Below are 17,205 nucleotides of genomic sequence, written 5' to 3'. Positions count from 1 at the left end.
GCGCAGGCTTTTTAGCCTGCGTTTTTGTACGTGTCATTGTCGCACTTATTATCTGAAATCAGGCGCAATCTCCACATAATCTCCATATTGGCTCCATTTGTTCTCCATCTTGCCTTTTTACAATGGCAGCAACTCAAGGGGGAACCAAATGATGAAAAATATATTTGAACATCCATTAATGTCGAAATTTGCATGTGTCATCGTGCTGTTTTTTCTCGTCTTAATTCCAGTGTCCATGGTCAAGAGCCTTATTCAAGATCGCGACAAACTACAGCAAAACGTGATTCAAGAAATTGCCGCCAGTAGCAGTGGCGCGCAGCAGATTGTCGGGCCGATTATTCGTGTCCTTTACAGCGATACCACTGAGGTGGATGGCAAGCCACAGCAAGTGATGCGCCAGCGACTGATTTTACCCAATGATTATGATGTGAATGCCAAGCTCAGCAGCTTTGAAAAATATCGCGGGATTTACCATGCGCGCCTGTATAACGCGCAAACATCCTTGCAAGGCACCTTTGATCTCAGTGCGTTGACTGATCTCAGTCATGACCAAATCAAAGGTGTGGCCTTGATTGTCAGCGTGAAAGATAGCCGCGGTTTATTGCGTTTAGATCAAATGACACTAGCCGGTCACAATCTCACAGTTTATCCCGGCACCAGTATCGACACGCTTTCTCAGGGTTTTTATAGCCCAATCGATGTGCGTTATTTGAATTTGTCAGCGCCAGTTCGTTTTGATTTGAACTTCCTACTACAAGGGATGGGCGAGCTTAAAGTTGCGCCTATTGGTAAAATGACAGAGGTGACCATGTCCTCTGAGTGGCCGCATCCAAGCTTTATTGGGGACTCATTGCCAATTTCCTCGAAGATTCAAGACTCTGGGTTTACCGCGCAGTGGTCAAGTAATCATTTATCGAGCAATATCGGTAGTTTGATTGATGCCTGTGTGACGCGTGGCGCCGCCTGCGATGCATTGGCCAAGCGCCAAATGGGTGTGGCCTTGATTGAGCCTGTGGATCACTACCTAAAATCTTACCGTGCGGTGAACTATGCTGCCTTGGTGATTATGATGGTGTTTGCGAGCTTCTTCTTACTGGAGATCTTTCAAGCGCGCCCAGTACACCCAGTGCAATATGGTTTTGTCGGCTTGGCGCTAGCACTATTTTACTTAGTGCTCATCTCCTTTAGTGAGCACATTGGTTTTAATCTCGCCTATAGCGTCTCTGCTTTGGCATCGACAGCGCTGCTCAGTATCTATGTCTCGGGGATTCTTAAAAATAGAAAGCATGGTGCGCTTTTTGCAGCAGGACTGCTCGCCCTCTATGGCATGCTCTTTGGTTTGCTCCAAGCTGAAAGCTATGCACTACTGATGGGAACCACGCTTTGTTTTGCAGTGCTGAGTGTCCTGATGATTCTGACACGTGATGTGGACTGGTATGCCTATGGTGCCAAGCGCTCATCCAATGAAGAGGCAACCGCGGCGCAGCAGCCCGATGGTGAGACCCAACCCAAAGTCGATGATTGGTTCGCATCCTATGAGCGAAACCCCATCTTAAGCACAAGCAAAGATGAACCATCGAAATAGAGCGATAGGTCCGCTTAATCAAATGACAAAGCTCGCTAATGCGGGCTTTGTTATGTTTACCTAAATCGCTAAATCGCTAAATCGCTAAATCGCTAAATCGCTAAATCGCTAAAGCCCAAAGGCAAAACCAAGGCCAATGGCACTGTCTCTAAAGTTGTAATTTGAGATGGTCAAGCCATACCCAGTTTCCGCTTTGATATAACCACGCAGCTCTTGCACCAGTGGGAAGTTCCATGAAATACGATAAAAGCCTTTATTCCAATCGTCGGTAAAAAAATTAGCCACCTGAAATTGCAGTGATTGCTGCGCTGTGGGTTGCCATTGAATTTCCATTTCACCATAGCCAAGAAAATCGGAGATATTTGGATTGTAGGGAAGGTCACCAACACGCATCCAGGGTCGAAAACGAATAAAGCCCCAAGGCTGCTGCCATTTTGCATCGATATAGAGGCGATTCCAGCTCACTTCCTCAGTGCCGCCTGCACCGTTTGAGTCATGCTCAAAGCCAAAAGTGAGCTGCCAAGGCTTGCCATGGATGCGATAGAAAATCTCTGGGTTATATTGGTGATCGCGAAAGTAGGCTGAATCGTCATAGGCTTCCCAATTTGAGCGCTGGGTATAAGCGACATAAATGCCATCTTGTGGTTGCTGCTCATGCACTTGTTGATTCAACGCTTGTGGATTGAGTGCCTGTGCAAGTGGGTTCCAATTAAGGCTAAGGAGCTGATATTTCAAACTAAGCTGAAATTGAATCAAGGTGGATTTTGCTTCATGACCATTAGGATTCATTGGCGCAAAGCGGTCTTGGTTCACCTTCGATTCATGATAAGCAGGTAAAAAATAGTTTTCCTCGTGAATTTGTAGGCCTTGCGCTAAGACGGGCGCACTCAATAGCGCTGCAAATAGCGCCATGGTGATGCGTTTGTTGTTGGCATGGTTCATGGCACTGTTCTTTATTGCTTGATGCGTAGCGGGTTTTGTTTGGCTGTGTATCGCATCATTTGCGCTGAAATCACGGGTCGCGCGGTGTTGACGAGCTGTCATATCGATCCCTGAATAAGAAATGGTCGTTAGACAATGGGGTAAAAATACCATCTTCACTCAGTTTAGAATGCTAGCGGGCGCAGCTTTATCTTTATTTATATCTTTATTCGCTGGTTGATTGAATGTCCGACTTAAATTGTGAATGTGATTGCAGGGTATGGAAAAAAGCTCGTGCAGCGGGTGATAGGCGTTTTTCTTCACACTTTAAAACCACTGAAAACTGGCTTTGAAATTGCCAGCGCTTAGGCTGCAGTGCGACCAAATCATAGTGGTTGATATGGTTATCAATAAGGTGAGTCGGCAAAAAGCTTAAATGAGTGCCCGCGCGAGTGAGCATTAAACTCGACTCCACATGCCAGCCATCCACCACATGAATTTTCTGATATTGGTCCAGCGCAAGCAGCTGGCACATGGTTTCAACCGCATATCCACCAATGTTGATGCGTTCACCTTCAAGGTCGTAGTGACGCGCGGCCAATTGTTCAGCGCGATCGCGGCGCGCATAGAGACAACTTTGCTCAGTAAATAGCGGCACCACATGCTCAAAGCGGTTGGTGTTGTGCTCTGTAAGCACCACGATCATCATATCCAACTGGTTTTTGAGCAATTTTTCATGCAGCACCGTAAAATCGCCCACCTCAAGGGTGATCTCGACGGCATCACTCAATTGATAAAATGCCTCAATGGCTTGGGTGAGGGGGTTATGCTGCAAGGACACCGTATTATCAAGGCACCCGATCCGCACGTGGCCCGTTAGTTTGCTTTGCACCCCATTGAGCTTGCTGGCAAATTCGCTAAGTAGTGCACTGAGCTCATTTGCATAACCATACACAAGATGGCCTTCCTCGGTGAGCTCAAAACCACTACGTCCTCGTTTGCAAAGGGTAACACCGAGACTCCCTTCTAAAGATATTAACTGATTACTCAGTACAGGTTGACTCAAGCCCGTACTCACCGTAGCGTTGCTAATCCCGCCTTGTTCAACGATTTCACAAAAAAGTTCTAGTTTGCGCAGGTCGCGTTTATCGAGTTTTTCTATATGAAGTGCCATGGATTTAATACATAACGAAATTCAAATGCTTGCATTTAATAATATGTATTTATTGGAATGTGACAAATTGATAATGTTGTTTATGTGATTTATATGAATATTTATTTTTAATTGTAAGGTGAGGTCAAGGATGGACGCACAGACGGTAAAACATAAGATAGATGATTTTGAATTAACGCCTGTGCCCAAGCGAGCCAAGCGTTCTTGGTATGTGATTAGCCTCATTTGGCTGGCCATTGGTATTGATATCTCTGGGCTATATTTGGGCGCTTTTTTAAGTAGCGGCCTTGCCATTGAGGATGCCTTGTTCGCCACCTTTGCTGGCTCTGCCATTTTGTCAGTATTGGCAATGCTCTGTGCCAACATTGGCTATCAGGCGGGTGTGTCTACGCCGCTTGTCAGTAGCGCGGTATTTGGTCGCCAAGGCGGAAAGCTACTGGGGATTATCAATGGCATATCGCTGGTGGGGTGGTTTGCTTTTCAGGCTGATTTTTTTGCACTCATTATGGTGGAAGCGCTGGCCAAATACGGCATTGTGATCAGCCATTTTGTGGCGTTAGTCGCTGGCGCATTGCTGATGATGATCACCGCTATTTATGGCGTGCGCGCTTTGGGAAAACTCAGCACTTATTCGGTTCCTTTGATGGTGAGCCTGATTACCTTTGGCCTTTATTCAGCCAGCAGCTTAACGGCGACAGAGACGCATCAAATCAGTGCGCCATTGTCCATGGGTGAAGCCATTTCATATGTGATGGCGATCTGGATCCTTGCTGCGGTCGCCGCACCCGATATCGCCCGTTACGCCAAAACACGTCGTGATGCGATTTTAGGGGCAGGATTTGGCTTTTTGCTCGGTAATAGCGCCATTATCGTGGTCGCCTTGCTCCTGACCCAAATGACGGGCACCGACAATCTAGTGAATGTGTTCTTCTCTTTAGGCCTTGGCATGGCCGCCATTATTATTTTGGTCTTTGCCCAGTGGACCACTAACAGTAGCAATTTGTGCTCGGCAGCCTTGGGCTTGTCTGTGGCGATGCCGCGGATCCCTCGTCCTGTGTTGGTGGTGATGATGACCGTCGTGGCTATCTGTATCGCCCAGTTTGGCATGGTGGATAAATTCACCAGCTTTTTGACCCTACTTGGCGTCACTATTGCGCCATCAGCGGGTGTTTATTTAGCACAGTATTACCTGTTGGATCCGCAGCGCCTGACCTTTGCCGCGATTCAAAATGCACCGGACTGGCTGGTGAAAGGACTGATGGCATGGGGCTTTGGTAGTTTGATTAGTGCTTGCACTGCACCTGAGTTTCTTGGCCTTTTCACAATCACAAATATTTCAGCCATTGATGGCATAGTGGCCGCCATGTTGGCGTACGTGGCACTGGTAAAAATCTCGATTGGTAGTAAGGAGACAGCTTGTGATTATTAATGACCAGATGATCGATGACATCGCATTAGGTGCCACGGTACTTGGCACTGGCGGCGGCGGCGATCCCTATAGTGGCGCGCTGATGGCGAAAGTAGCCATTGCCAATGCGGTCAAACCCGTTGAGCTGATTGCCCTTGAGCAGGTTGAAGATGATTGGATGGTGGTGCCTTCATCAATGATGGGCGCGCCTACGGTCTCTATCGAGAAAATCAATTCTACATCGCAAATGACCGTGGCTTTTGAAGCCATGGAGAAAGCCCTTGGCCAATCCATTCAAGCGACTTTTCCCATTGAGGTGGGCGGATTTAACTCACTGATCCCTATTTTAGTCGCTGCGCAAAAAGGGATTCCTGTGATTGATTGCGATGCCATGGGCCGCGCTTTTCCTGAGTCGCAAATGGTGACTTTCTATTTGGATGGTTTGCCTTCTGCGCCCAATACCATGGCCGATGAAAAGGGCAATGTGGTCACGCTTTATCCGATTGATGGCGTGTGGTCTGAGCGTTTTGCGCGTCCGATTACAGAGCAAATGGGTGGATCTTCTTCAATTTGTGATTATCCGATGCGCGGTAAAGCGCTAAAAAGTAGTGCGCTCAACGCCACACTGAGTAAAGCGCAGAAAATTGGTGAAGCGATTCGCATGGCCAACGATGCGGGTAAAAGCGGCGTTGAGGCGGTGCTCAATATCGTCGGTGGTTATCGCATTTTAACGGGCAAAATTGTGGATATTGAGCGCAACACCAGCGGCGGTTTTGCCACTGGGTGCGTTACCATTGAGCAGCTAGCCAAGCAGGCTTCAAGCAATGCCATTGATATTGCCTATGTGCATTTTCAAAACGAGCTTTTGGTGGCACATGGTGGCGACAGCTCAGAAGATCTGTCAGATACCACCTTGCTCGCTTGTACACCTGATTTAATTTCAATTTTGGATCATGAGACAGGTCATCCCATTACCACGGAGCAATTGCGATATGGCCAGCGCGTGGATTTGATTGCTTATCCATGTGATGAAAAATGGCGCACCGAGAAGGGGATCGAGGTCGTGGGGCCGAACTATTTTGGCTATCCCGTGGCCTATCAACCCATTGAGCTGCTTTATCAAATGTACACCTGTAACGATGGTTTGGAGGCCTAATATGACGGAGCTTAATTATCGACTGGGCATTGATGTGGGCGGCACCAATACGGATGGTGTGCTGCTAGACAGCGCGCTGAACTGTGTCGCTAAAATCAAGGTGCCAACCAGCGCCGATGTTTCCACTGGGATTGATCATGCCATTGCCGCATTGCTTGCGCAGGCAAAGATTCAAGGTTCGCAGATTCAATATGCGATGTTAGGTACCACCCAATGCACCAATGCCATTGTTGAGCGCAAAGGCTTAGATCGGGTCGGTATGATTCGCTTAGCCCTGCCAAGTGGGAGTAGTGTGCCGCCGCTCTGTGGTTGGAGCAAAGCGTGGCAAGCCTTGCTGGGCGAGCATTTTTATCAAGCCCATGGCGGCTATGAATACGATGGCCAAGAGATAGCTGCGGTTGATTTTGATGAGATCTTCGCACTATGCCAACAGATGCAAGGCAAGGTGGACTCCATTGCCATTTGTGGGGTGTTTTCGCCAGTCAATGGTGAACAAGAGCTGCAAGTGGCGAAATGGGTGAGTGATGCGCTACCCGCTGTGAATATTTCGCTGTCACATAAAGTGGGCAGTTTGGGACTGCTAGAGCGTGAAAACGCCACCATTTTAAATGCCGCGTTGCAAGGTACGGCCAAGCGTTTTGTGGATGGCTTTTGCCAAGCGTTGGTCAAGCATCAGATTCATGTCACACCATATTTTGGTCAAAACGATGGCACCTTGATGTCGCAGGAATTTGCGCTGAAATATCCTATTTTGACCGTTGCGTGCGGGCCAACCAATTCCATTCGCGGCGCATCACATCTGACGCAATTGGCCGATGCCATTGTGGTCGATGTAGGGGGCACCACCTCAGATATTGGTGCACTGACTCATGGCTATCCGCGCGAATCCAGTGCTGCCGTAGAGCTTGGTGAGGTGCGCACCAATTTTCGCATGCCAGATATTTTGGCGCTGGCCATTGGTGGCGGCACCATGGTGGCGATGAATGGGCATGATGCCATTGAATTAGGGCCACAAAGTGTGGGGCATCAGCTCACCGAGCGTGCTTTAAGTTTTGGCGGTGACATCTTGACTCTGACCGATGTGGCGCTGACCCATGGCGCGATGAGCTGGCACGATGACACGCATCCTGCTCAGGCGATTTCACTGAGCGCGGACAAAGCAAGCGCGGTGTATCAGCGCATGGTGGCCGTGGTGGAAGAGGGTATTGATAAGATGAAAACCTCTGCCGATAAAGTGCCAGTGATTCTGGTTGGTGGCGGTAGCGCGCTGATGCCCAATCACTTTGAAGGCGTCAGCGAAGTGGTGCGCCCACTTCATTTTGAAGTGGCCAATGCCATTGGTGTGGCGCTAGGCGAGATTTCCGGTCAGCTCGATAAAATTGTGCCGATTCCTGTGGCTGAGCGTAAAGCCGTGATGGCGAGTCTTGAGCAAGAAGCGAAAGCCATTGCCATTGAAGCAGGCGCCGATGCGAGCGCGCTGGCAGTGATTGAGAAAAGCGAAATTCCGCTGAGTTACCTGCAGGGCAATATGGTGCATGTCAAAATCAAAGTGGCCGGTCCCATTGCTTAACATTGCAAAATAGCGCCAGATATTAAATCAACAGTTCGTTTGTCGATTTTGTCTTTCGCATCCAAAACGCATTAAAAAGCCGCTCAGGGAGCGGCTTTGTTTTATCTTCTGGTTGGCTTTGGCTTTGGCTTTGGCTTTTGCTTATCTTGCGCCATGTTTTGTGTGGTTAAAGCACACGATGCGGGCCAAAGCATTCGTAATGAAGCTGGCTTTGTGACACGCCTAAATCAATCAATTGCTTGGCAATATGCTGCATAAATGCGGTTGGACCACAGAAATAATACTGGGTATCGGTATCTGCACGCAGTGATTCGAGATGGGTTAAGTCCACCAAACCTTGGTGCTGATAATCCACACCTGGTTTGTCTTGCGCCTGCGGCTCGCGATACCAAATGGATGATGTCGCGCTGTGATGGTTTGCAAGCAGCGCATTGATCTCATCTTTAAAGGCATGCTGCTCACCGTTTTCAGTGGCATGAACCCAGTGAATCGGTGCTTGATGTGAGGCAAGACTTTCCAGCATGGATAGCATGGGCGTCAGACCCACACCGCCTGAGATCAGCGCCACAGGTTGCGACGGCGTGACATCAATAAAGAAATCGCCCGATGGGGTGGTGAGTTTTACGGTATCACCAAGATTGAGCTCGTCATGCAGATAATTTGAAACCTGGCCGCCATCTTCGCGTTTCACTGAGATGCGGTAGCGATTTGGCTGCGGCGCGCTGGAGAGGCTGTATTGGCGAATCTCTTGGTTTTTAAAGCTTGGGCTGTTGAGATAGATACCAATATATTGTCCCGGTTTAAAACGGCTAACCAAACCACCATCGCTGGGTTCAAAAACAAAGCTGGTGATGGTGCTGCTTTGTTGGATTTTTTCAACCAGTTTAAATTCACGCAAACCCTGCCATCCGCCTTGTTGCGCGGCGTTATCATCATAAATTTGTTGCTCTCGCTGAATAAATACATTGGCAAGCACGCCATAGGCTTCTGCCCATGCATCTAGCACCTCTTGACCGGGAGAGAAGAGCTCATCAATGGTGGCGAGTAGGTGATGACCGACAATTTGATATTGATCGGCGGTGATCAAAAAGCTGGCGTGTTTCTGCGCGATTTTTTCCACTGCGCCAAGTAAAGCGCCGATATTTTCGATATTGGCAGCATAGGCACAAATGGCGTTAAACAGCGCTTCACGCTGGTGGCCGTTGCGCTGGTTACTCATATTGAAAATATCTTTGAGCTCTGGATTATGGGCAAACATGCGATCGTAAAAATGCGCGGTGAGCTTAGGGCCGGTCTCTGCGATGAGGGGGGCGGTCGCTTTGACGATATCGATGGTTTGACGGCTGAGCATAGGACTTCCTTTGGGTTTTTATAAGATGTATTTTTAATGCATGTTTAATGTTGTATCTGAAATGTATCTTTTAAGCAAGAAGTGAATTAGACTTTCGCGCCACAGGAGGGACGGATGCAGTTAACCAGCTTTACCGATTACGCGCTTAGAACATTGATATTTTTGGCCTCTTTGCCAGACGAACGCCGCACCAGCATTAGCGAGGTGTCAGCGCTTTTTGATGTCTCAAGAAACCACATGGTCAAAGTGATCAATAAACTGGGTCACTTGGGATACATTCGCACGGTACGCGGAAAAAATGGCGGCATTCAGCTGATGGTCGCAGCCAATGCGATCACCGTAGGTCAAGTGATTCGGGATTTAGAGCCGCTGACATTGGTCAATTGCAGCGTAGAATTTTGTCATATCACTCCTGCGTGTCGGCTGAAAGAAAAACTCGCGCAAGCGAAGAATGTTTTTTTGGCTGAGCTTGAGCACTGCACCATTGCCGATCTATTGAATGACAACCAAGAGTTGCTGATTTTGTTATCTCCGCCTTAATCGAATAAACAACGACAAAACAGGCCGCATCATGCGGCCTGTTTTGTCTCTAAAACCGGCATTTACCTGGGTTGTATTGGTAGTTTTTGTACTCAGCTTGATAGCTTTGGTGTGTTTGACTATCAAAACTCCCCGTCCAATTACTTAAGTCTGGATGCGCCGCCCAAACGTTGGTCATCACTTTAAAGCGTGTTTCTTTGCTGGATGGTATGGGATCACTGGCACTGTCATTGATTTGGTGCACAAGCTCGCCGTCGATAAACCATTTGATCGCGCGATCGCTCCACTCAATGGCGTAGTGGTGAAAGTCATCGGCAGCATCAAAATTTAAATAGTGCAGATGTTCGTGCGCATTTTCGTAGCCATCATCATTGGTCCAGTAATTGAACTGCACCAAATTGGTGTTCATTCCCAAAAACTCAATATCGATCTCGTTATGGATGCCATTGCTTTTTCGGTCTTGGTCAAAGTGACCTGCAAAGAGAAAAAAGGCACTCACTACACCATCGGCGCGGACCGGCTTTATTTCTACTTGGAAGCAACCATTGCCAAAGTAGTCTTTACTGCGTACTTCGCCTGATGACCAAGAGCCATCGTGGTTTTGTCGCAACTGAATTTGCATCGATTGATCACTAAAGGTGACGCGATCATGACGCCAATCGCTGAGAAAGGGGTAACCGTTATGCCATCCATCTGCGATCTCCCATGTTTCTGGCGCAAAGGCATCGAGTGAATCGTTCACTTTTTTTGCATGGCTTGTGGTGGCAAGGGTCGAAAGTGCGGTGATGGCGAAAATCGAAAGTATTGGATGCATGTAAAACTCCTTCTGTGCCATAAAAAATGTAGGCATAAAAGGTGATACAGCGCATGATTCATTGGGCGATGTTTGTATCTTTATTGCGAATAGTGACGCGTTATGTGCATAGCCAACACCATCGCACAAATAATGAGCGTTTTGCGATGGGCGCTCAAATTTCAGGCGTTTGAATTTGTTATAAATGTTCGGTTGGATTAGACAAGGAGATGCATATGTTGATGGAACAACTGGATGAATATTTTGCGTTGATGAATCAGCGCTTAATGCAGCAAAACACGCAATTAACCGCGCGCGTCAGTCAATTAGAGCAGCAAATGACCACATTGACTGAAACCTATGCACAGCAGCAACTGCATTTATTAAGCGAACTTGCGGAAATGAAACGTGCGATGAAATAACAGATAAAGCCGCGTGAAGCGGCTTTTTGCTATCAGTCCCATTTGCTGCCTGTTCCATCTGTTATAGCAAGATAGCTGAGCGGGGCAGTCATTTTGGTCAGTCAGTGGCTATCATGGCAACGATGCAAATGAAGCCAACTAGTGTTTCAACTACCATTCCAACACCACGCGATACCGCGCTTTGCCGCTGCGCACGCGATCCAAGGCGGTATTGATTTCTGTAAATGGAAACACTTCAATCAAGGGCTGAATCTGATGTTGATGGGCAAATTCGAGCATTTTACGAATATTTGCAGGGCTTCCCACGGGGGAGGCGGAGACACTTTTTTGTCCCATAATCATTGGAAACACGGTTAAATCTAAGGGCTCTAAAGTCGCACCAACAAAGTGCAGACGGCCTTTGGGTTTGAGCGTGGTCATATAGAGATTCCAATCGAGCTTCACATTTACAGTAGAGATGATGTAGTCAAACTGATTGGCTGCTTGCTCAATTTGCGCAGGATCGCGTGAGTTAATGGTGTGCTGCGCGCCAAAATTTCGCGCCTCTTCCTCTTTGTCGGCAGAGCTGGTAAATGCCGTCACTTCACATCCCCAAGCGTTTAAAAATTGAATGGCCAGATGGCCCAAGCCACCAATGCCAATCACAGCAACTTTGTCTGTGGGTTTAATTTGAAATTGCACCATGGGGTTAAACACCGTAATGCCGCCGCAAAAGAGGGGACCTGCGCTTTGAGCATCCATCCCTTGAGGAAGCGGGATCACCGCACTGGCTTGCGCCATGACTTTTTCGGCAAAGCCGCCGTCACGGCCAATAATGGTGGAATGTGCATCCGAGCAAAGATTGTGATCGCCCGACATACAATGTGAGCAAAGATGACAATAGTGGCTGTGCCAACCCAAGCCGACAGTTTGCCCCACCTGAAGATGCGTTACCTTTGCGCCCACCGCCTCAATGCTTCCTACCACTTCGTGACCTGCCACAATGGGATAGTTCGAAATACCCCATTCGTTATCGATCATGCTGATATCTGAATGGCAAATGCCGCAATATTGCACCGAAATAACCACTTCATCGTCTTGAAGTTTGGGCAGTGTTTTTTCGACGCAAACAAGTGGTTGATGACATTCTTGCGCTGAAAATGCTTGATACATGGTCGTGTCCTTGAATGTAAAAACTCGTCTCAAGTTTGGTTCACATTGAGTGAATCGCAAGTTTGATCGCCGCGCTTTGGACATGCTTCGCTAGTCTTAAAATGGGCGCAGTGACGTGGGTTGAATGCTGACCCAAAAGGAGATGTTTGATGTCGATTTTGGTTCTAGGTGCAACGGGAAACACGGGATCGCAAGTGGTGGCGCAGCTGCAACAAAAGAAGGCTGATTTTCGTGTGCTGGTACGCGATTACCAATCAGCCAAGGCATTGGGTTTAACGGACTTACAGATCTATCAGGGTAATTTTGATGATGTCGTCAGTTTGCAGGCGGCGATGCATGGCGTGCGCGCCGTGTATTTGTCTATGGTGGCACATCCTGATAATGAGCGTTGGGTCGATCATGTGATTGCTGCGATGCAGGCCAGCGGTGCATCTCATTTGGTCAAGCTATCTGGCATGGGGGCGAGTATGGATGCGGGCGCTGAAATCATTCGCGTTCACGCCAGAACCGATGCCAAGGTTAAAGCATCAGGGCTGAGTTATACCTTGATTCAACCCAATTCCTTTTACCAAAACCTATATGCCAGCCTGCCAACCATCAATGAATATGGACAGTTCTTTTTGCCCTTGGGCGATGCCAAACAAAGTGTGGTAGATATTCGTGATGTGGCCGCAGTGGCGGTTTGCGCGCTCATAGATCAGGGACATGAGCAGCAAACCTATCGCCTGACGGGGCCGCAGAGTCTCACCTTTGCTGAGCAAGCGCAGCTATTGTCGCAAGCTTGCGGTCGAACTATTCATTATATTCCGGTAACGAAGAAAGCTGCAGCGCAAGCGATGAAACAAGCGGGGATGAGTGATTGGCTGGCTGATCATTTGGCTGAAATTTTAGATTGGTTCGGCCAAGGCGGCTATGACGAAGTGACTAATGATGTAGCGCGCGTATTGGGGCGCGCACCGAGACGATTTGAGGATTTCGCCCAAGCGTTTGCATCACAAATTACGTTTGATCTTGAGTAACCTTGATCTTGAGTAACCTTGACCTTGAGTAACGTTGACCTCGATTAACTTTAGCCTCGATTAACTTTAGCCTTGATTAACTTAGATCTTGATTATCTTTGACCGGACTATCTCGACCTTGAGCTATCTCGACCTTGAGTAGATTGCTATGCCTTGAAAAATCAGTCAGTAAGGCCAGTGATTAAATTTGATTATGCTGGCCTGATGCAAAGTGCGTCATCAAAAAATCAATGAGCACGCGTACGCGCTTTACCTTTTGGCTGTGCTGACTGAAATAAAGATAAAGTCCTGGCGCATGGGCCCAAAGCTGTGGCAATACGGGGCATAGCTTGCCTTGATCAATCCGCAGCTGCGCTGCAGAAAGTACTAAACCGCCAATACCAAGACCCGCTTCTGCGGCATCTAACATAGCATCCGTATCATTCACTATCAGCGTATGTTGCATGGTGATTTGTACCGGCTGGCCGCCATCCATCAAGCGAATTTGCGCAAACTGATTTGACGTAATAAAACGATATTGAATCATCTGATGGCGCTGCAGATCGTCAATGGTTTTGGGCTCACCCATGCGCGCGAGGTATTCAGGGCTGGCAAAGAGCGCTTCTGGCAGTGGCTCGGTTAGCGGCTTGGCCACCATATCTGGCTCAAGTTTATTGCCAAAGCGAATGCCTAAATCTATCCCTTCTTTGACGATATCTAAGGTTGCATCTGAGAGCACAACCTCTAGCGTAATTTGCGGATATTGCTGGCAAAACAGCGGGTAAATTGCCTTGAAATAGGCTTGATAGACAAATTTAGGCAGGGTAATGCGTAGCAACCCACTGGGCACCTGTGCCAGCTCAGCCACACTTTCAAGTGCATAATTCAATGAGGTCATCGCACCTTGGGTGCGTTCATAAAGCTGGCGACCGGCATCGGTGAGTTCCACCTTGCGCGTGGTGCGATGAAAAAGGGTCAGACCAATATTGGTTTCTAATAAGCGCAATGCTTGGCTTACTGAAGGGGAGGTCATGCCGAGGGCCCGCGCCGCGCCGCGAATACTGCCCTGTTGCACGATATGGTGAAACACATGCAGCTGGTGGTAGGTGGTCCCTTGCATCGCAATGCTCTCTTTATTGTTAGGTTTTACCTAATTAAAAATTAATATTTACTGCACTACAAGTGAATAATCAAACTCGTTAATCTGAGCCCATAACAGTGACACGCGATGGTTGTTTCGCGGTTTTAATGAGATTCATCTTGGAGCAATGTATGAGCAAAGTACTGGTGATTTCAGGGCATCCTGAGCTTGCGACATCTAACACCAATCAACTGATTTTAAACCAGCTTGAAAGCCAGCTTGAGCAGGTTGAGATTCGCCGTTTGGATAGCTTATATCCCGATTATCAAATTGATGTTGAAGCGGAGCAGCAAGCGCTGTTATCAGCAGATATTGTGGTCTTGCAGTACCCATTTTTCTGGTATGCCATGCCTGCCATTTTGAAAAAATGGTTGGACGATGTGTTTTGCTACAACTTTGCTTATGGATCTAAAGGCGACAAACTGAAAGGTAAGGTTTTGCTGGCATCCTTTACCATTGGTGGGCCTGAGGAAGCCTATGATCCCTTAGGCTTTAACCATTTCACTATTGAGCAGTTGATGCATCCCATGCAGCAAACGGCTTACCTAAGTGGTATGCAATATCACAAGCCCATTTATAGCCACGGTATGGTTTATATCCCTGGGGTTTACAACACGCTAGAGGGCGTGCAAGCCAAAGCGATGACGCATGCTGAGCGGTTAATCGATGCGATTCATCGGCTGCGTCAAACACCGAGTAATGCGCGAGAAAACCAAGTGAAAACACTGGCGCAGCAATGGTTTGCACAAATGGATACTTTGGCTGAAAACCCAGCGCCATTTCATGCTCAGCTTAGTCGTGATGTGCTTTTTGATGTGCCGGAAGGTCAATTTACGGGGCGTGCTGGTTTTGATGATTGGTATGCGCAGCTGCGCCTGCATTTTGCGCCGGGATGTCAGCATCATATTGAGCAGATGGAGCTGGTTGAGGAAAAAGGCGAGTCGCACCTTTATCTTAAATTGAAACTCAGCGGGCAAACCATGGCAGGTGACGCTGTCGCCTTGGATATCGATGAACATTGGCAGTTGGTGTTTGCGGGTGATACACCGCAAATTAGCCGCTACCAAGTACGTTCAGTCCAGTAATAAACGACTTATTTTCGATTTTAAAAGCCGCCGTTGGGCGGTTTTTTTTTCTTGCTTTTCGCTTTGCTGAGCAAGATAGACCTATCTGTCATTCACCCATTTACCCATTCATCCATTGACTGATTTTGAGAGCGCTTTCATTCTGCAAAGGGTGCATTTCATCCACACTTTATTTCATTGACATCATACTTTGAGTATTCAATGGGATGGCTTTTTTAGCTTTGTTGGATAATCGGGAGGAAAGGACAATGGAAATACAGCAAATTCACCGCGGTCGCTTGATCGATCATATTCAGTTAGTCGTTGCAGATTTGCCAGCAAGTTATGCATTTTATTCAGCAATCCTATCGGTGCTCGGCATAGATATGGGCGGTGAGGGGGAAGGTTATTTTTGGGCTGATGAGCTTTTTGTGACAGCTGTGGATGGCCCAGCAGCTCTCGGTCATCTAACGGGGCGACATCATCTGGCGTTTCAAGCGCATAACCGCGCGATGGTGGATGCGTTTTATCAAACTGCGCTTGCCCATGGCGGGCGTGATAATGGTCAACCCGGCGAGCGTCCATATCACCCTGACTATTACGCCGCTTTTGTACTAGATCCCGATGGTAACAATATTGAAGTGGTTTTCCATGGTGAGGCAAAACGCAGTGCAGACAGTGTATTGATTGAATTTTGAATTACAGGCGTATATCGCTGCTGTGATTTGAAGTGCTGAATGATAGGTCGTGAGCTGACGTGTTGTGAGCTTTTATAGGCGGGATAAATTTAATCGGCGGGATAAAGTAGAGGGTGGCGTCATTTACGTTGCGTGATGATGACGCCATCCAAGTTTATTGTCGTGCTAAATCCGTTAGGCTTGAACAATATGTGCTGCGCAGAGTTTATTGCCTGATGGATCGCGCAGATAAGCTAAATATAATTTTCTATCGCCACTGACTCGCAATCCTGGTAGGTCTTCACATGTGACGCCGCCATTGGCGATACCTGCGGCATGCCATGCATCAACCAATTCACAACTGCTTGCTTTAAAGCCGATGGTCATGCCATTCCCATGCGTGGCAAGTTCGCCATTAATGGGCTTTGTGATCCCTAACACGCTGCCTTCATGGCGATAAAAATATCGGCCTTTACTGTCGAGAATACCTGCTGAATGCCCTAATGACGTCATAATTGCATCATAAAATTCTTTTTATTTTTCAAGGTCATTTGCACCGATCATTACATGGCTGAACATCATCTTTCCTCATGATTATTGATGCTGTGAGGTCTCCTTTATATAAAAATTAGAAAAGAGAATAAAGCATGTCGCGATAGAAGCATGCTTTCATTCAGCGCTATAGCTTATCGCCAATCACTAGCCAATCCATGCGAACACTTGATAGATAACCAGCGTAAAAAACATCAAACCAGTGGAGTAGAAGGTTAAGGCGAAACCATAGGCTCTTGCTGGCGCGCCGTGATGATAGCCTTTGAAAAATAGAATGCGTCCAATGGCAAACAAAAGGGAGCACAATGGCGGCGCGGATAACCAAGATACAGGCATGAGTAGTGCCCAAGCGACGAAAGTAGCAAACACAATTACAAATTGTTCGAGTGTATTTTGCAGTAGGCTTTGAAGGATTTTGATGTCATGGCTGCCAGAGGTTAAGCCACTACCATCGATATCTTCAGGACTGAAAAAGCGAAATTTTGCGATTCTGCCAATGGAGAAGATAAGAAAGAAGGTTGGCAAAATAAGTGACCCGCCGAGTACGGCAAATCGATCGCTAAAGGTACTGATTTCAGCATAATGAAATGGGTCAACAATGATAGCGAAAGATAGCACGATAATGGCTGTGGCCATTGCGAATGCCATGCCTCGAAAGACACCTTGTTGCTTGATTGATAATGTCATATGCACTCCGTGAA

The 17,205-nt window shown here is 47.6% G+C and carries 16 protein-coding genes and 1 pseudogene; 9 read left to right on the top strand and 8 right to left on the bottom strand.

Annotated elements, in window-relative coordinates; all coding sequences use genetic code 11:
- Positions 1–151: 151 nt before the first annotated feature.
- Positions 152–1,585 carry a cell envelope integrity protein CreD gene (creD, locus tag L9P36_RS07225; protein ID WP_237467882.1) on the top strand — a complete coding sequence of 478 codons (1,434 nt, stop codon included), beginning with the start codon at positions 152–154 and terminating at the stop codon, positions 1,583–1,585.
- A gap of 108 nt (positions 1,586–1,693) precedes the next feature.
- Here the strand turns inward: creD and L9P36_RS07220 are convergent, their stop codons facing one another.
- Entirely contained in the window at positions 1,694–2,527 is an 834-nt protein-coding gene (locus tag L9P36_RS07220; protein ID WP_435532733.1) for a phospholipase A, read from the bottom strand.
- A gap of 205 nt (positions 2,528–2,732) precedes the next feature.
- On the bottom strand, positions 2,733–3,680 hold the full coding sequence (locus L9P36_RS07215) for a LysR family transcriptional regulator (RefSeq protein ID WP_237466040.1): 948 nt from the start codon (positions 3,678–3,680) through the stop codon (positions 2,733–2,735).
- Positions 3,681–3,810: 130 nt separating this feature from the next.
- Here L9P36_RS07215 and L9P36_RS07210 point away from each other — a divergent pair, with 130 nt between their 5' ends.
- Genes L9P36_RS07210 through L9P36_RS07200 form a run of 3 tightly spaced genes read left to right on the top strand, consistent with a single transcriptional unit; the run spans position 3,811 to position 7,814 of the window.
- Complete coding sequence (locus tag L9P36_RS07210) at positions 3,811–5,109, top strand: cytosine permease (RefSeq protein WP_237466039.1); 1,299 nt, start codon at positions 3,811–3,813, stop codon at positions 5,107–5,109.
- Complete coding sequence (locus tag L9P36_RS07205; RefSeq protein ID WP_237466038.1) at positions 5,099–6,244, top strand: S-methyl thiohydantoin desulfurase family protein; 1,146 nt, start codon at positions 5,099–5,101, stop codon at positions 6,242–6,244. Before L9P36_RS07210 ends, L9P36_RS07205 begins: the two co-directional genes overlap by 11 nt.
- Before the next feature lies 1 nt (position 6,245).
- A complete protein-coding gene (locus L9P36_RS07200) occupies positions 6,246–7,814 on the top strand; it encodes a hydantoinase/oxoprolinase family protein (protein ID WP_237466037.1) in 1,569 nt (522 codons plus the stop codon).
- Positions 7,815–7,980: 166 nt separating this feature from the next.
- Here L9P36_RS07200 and hmpA read toward each other — a convergent pair whose 3' ends face one another.
- The gene (hmpA, locus tag L9P36_RS07195) at positions 7,981–9,165 is read right to left on the bottom strand and encodes an NO-inducible flavohemoprotein (RefSeq protein ID WP_237466036.1); all 1,185 of its coding nucleotides are present in this window, start codon (positions 9,163–9,165) and stop codon (positions 7,981–7,983) included.
- A gap of 114 nt (positions 9,166–9,279) precedes the next feature.
- On the opposite strand from hmpA, the gene nsrR reads away from it, so the two are divergent.
- Positions 9,280–9,705, top strand: coding sequence for a nitric oxide-sensing transcriptional repressor NsrR (gene nsrR, locus L9P36_RS07190; protein ID WP_237466035.1), 426 nt, complete (start codon positions 9,280–9,282; stop codon positions 9,703–9,705).
- A 49-nt stretch (positions 9,706–9,754) separates the two neighbouring features.
- On the opposite strand, the gene L9P36_RS07185 is transcribed toward nsrR, so the two are convergent.
- A complete protein-coding gene (locus L9P36_RS07185; RefSeq protein ID WP_237466034.1) occupies positions 9,755–10,519 on the bottom strand; it encodes a family 16 glycosylhydrolase in 765 nt (254 codons plus the stop codon).
- 215 nt (positions 10,520–10,734) lie between these two features.
- Here L9P36_RS07185 and L9P36_RS07180 point away from each other — a divergent pair, with 215 nt between their 5' ends.
- Complete coding sequence (locus tag L9P36_RS07180; RefSeq protein ID WP_237466033.1) at positions 10,735–10,920, top strand: hypothetical protein; 186 nt, start codon at positions 10,735–10,737, stop codon at positions 10,918–10,920.
- A 150-nt stretch (positions 10,921–11,070) separates the two neighbouring features.
- Here the strand turns inward: L9P36_RS07180 and ahr are convergent, their stop codons facing one another.
- Positions 11,071–12,072 carry an NADPH-dependent aldehyde reductase Ahr gene (ahr, locus tag L9P36_RS07175; RefSeq protein ID WP_237466032.1) on the bottom strand — a complete coding sequence of 334 codons (1,002 nt, stop codon included), beginning with the start codon at positions 12,070–12,072 and terminating at the stop codon, positions 11,071–11,073.
- A gap of 149 nt (positions 12,073–12,221) precedes the next feature.
- Between ahr and L9P36_RS07170 the strand changes: the two genes are divergently transcribed.
- On the top strand, positions 12,222–13,091 hold the full coding sequence (locus L9P36_RS07170) for an SDR family oxidoreductase (protein ID WP_237466031.1): 870 nt from the start codon (positions 12,222–12,224) through the stop codon (positions 13,089–13,091).
- Between the two features lie 181 nt (positions 13,092–13,272).
- Here L9P36_RS07170 and L9P36_RS07165 read toward each other — a convergent pair whose 3' ends face one another.
- The gene (locus tag L9P36_RS07165; RefSeq protein ID WP_237466030.1) at positions 13,273–14,190 is read right to left on the bottom strand and encodes a LysR family transcriptional regulator; all 918 of its coding nucleotides are present in this window, start codon (positions 14,188–14,190) and stop codon (positions 13,273–13,275) included.
- A gap of 152 nt (positions 14,191–14,342) precedes the next feature.
- On the opposite strand from L9P36_RS07165, the gene L9P36_RS07160 reads away from it, so the two are divergent.
- Together L9P36_RS07160 and L9P36_RS07155 are read left to right on the top strand one after the other, a co-directional pair.
- The gene (locus tag L9P36_RS07160) at positions 14,343–15,296 is read left to right on the top strand and encodes an NAD(P)H-dependent oxidoreductase (RefSeq protein ID WP_237466029.1); all 954 of its coding nucleotides are present in this window, start codon (positions 14,343–14,345) and stop codon (positions 15,294–15,296) included.
- A 248-nt stretch (positions 15,297–15,544) separates the two neighbouring features.
- Positions 15,545–15,973, top strand: a complete 429-nt coding sequence (locus tag L9P36_RS07155) for a VOC family protein (protein WP_237466028.1) — start codon at positions 15,545–15,547, stop codon at positions 15,971–15,973.
- Between the two features lie 174 nt (positions 15,974–16,147).
- Here the strand turns inward: L9P36_RS07155 and L9P36_RS07150 are convergent.
- Both L9P36_RS07150 and L9P36_RS07145 read right to left on the bottom strand, forming a co-directional pair.
- Positions 16,148–16,531, bottom strand: a pseudogene (locus L9P36_RS07150) (VOC family protein).
- 120 nt (positions 16,532–16,651) lie between these two features.
- Positions 16,652–17,191 (bottom strand): MAPEG family protein, encoded by a 540-nt coding sequence (locus L9P36_RS07145; RefSeq protein WP_237466027.1) that lies wholly within the window; start codon positions 17,189–17,191, stop codon positions 16,652–16,654.
- Positions 17,192–17,205 lie beyond the last annotated feature (14 nt).

This window comes from Vibrio stylophorae (assembly GCF_921293875.1).
In the GTDB taxonomy this organism is placed as follows: Bacteria; Pseudomonadota; Gammaproteobacteria; order Enterobacterales; family Vibrionaceae; genus Vibrio_A; species Vibrio_A stylophorae.
This window is presented reverse-complemented; position numbering and strand designations above follow the sequence as displayed.

What these genes read in the sequence shown, in the direction of transcription:
- L9P36_RS07210 (WP_237466039.1), top strand. Translation starts at nt 3,811, where the DNA reads ATGGACGCACAGACGGTAAAACATAAGATAGATGATTTTGAATTAACG.
- L9P36_RS07200 (WP_237466037.1), top strand. Translation starts at nt 6,246, where the DNA reads ATGACGGAGCTTAATTATCGACTGGGCATTGATGTGGGCGGCACCAAT.
- hmpA (WP_237466036.1), bottom strand. Translation starts at nt 9,165, where the DNA reads ATGCTCAGCCGTCAAACCATCGATATCGTCAAAGCGACCGCCCCCCTC.
- creD (WP_237467882.1), top strand. Translation starts at nt 152, where the DNA reads ATGAAAAATATATTTGAACATCCATTAATGTCGAAATTTGCATGTGTC.
- L9P36_RS07180 (WP_237466033.1), top strand. Translation starts at nt 10,735, where the DNA reads ATGTTGATGGAACAACTGGATGAATATTTTGCGTTGATGAATCAGCGC.
- L9P36_RS07145 (WP_237466027.1), bottom strand. Translation starts at nt 17,191, where the DNA reads ATGACATTATCAATCAAGCAACAAGGTGTCTTTCGAGGCATGGCATTC.
- L9P36_RS07160 (WP_237466029.1), top strand. Translation starts at nt 14,343, where the DNA reads ATGAGCAAAGTACTGGTGATTTCAGGGCATCCTGAGCTTGCGACATCT.
- ahr (WP_237466032.1), bottom strand. Translation starts at nt 12,072, where the DNA reads ATGTATCAAGCATTTTCAGCGCAAGAATGTCATCAACCACTTGTTTGC.
- L9P36_RS07185 (WP_237466034.1), bottom strand. Translation starts at nt 10,519, where the DNA reads ATGCATCCAATACTTTCGATTTTCGCCATCACCGCACTTTCGACCCTT.
- L9P36_RS07215 (WP_237466040.1), bottom strand. Translation starts at nt 3,680, where the DNA reads ATGGCACTTCATATAGAAAAACTCGATAAACGCGACCTGCGCAAACTA.
- L9P36_RS07165 (WP_237466030.1), bottom strand. Translation starts at nt 14,190, where the DNA reads ATGCAAGGGACCACCTACCACCAGCTGCATGTGTTTCACCATATCGTG.
- L9P36_RS07170 (WP_237466031.1), top strand. Translation starts at nt 12,222, where the DNA reads ATGTCGATTTTGGTTCTAGGTGCAACGGGAAACACGGGATCGCAAGTG.
- L9P36_RS07155 (WP_237466028.1), top strand. Translation starts at nt 15,545, where the DNA reads ATGGAAATACAGCAAATTCACCGCGGTCGCTTGATCGATCATATTCAG.
- nsrR (WP_237466035.1), top strand. Translation starts at nt 9,280, where the DNA reads ATGCAGTTAACCAGCTTTACCGATTACGCGCTTAGAACATTGATATTT.
- L9P36_RS07220 (WP_435532733.1), bottom strand. Translation starts at nt 2,527, where the DNA reads ATGAACCATGCCAACAACAAACGCATCACCATGGCGCTATTTGCAGCG.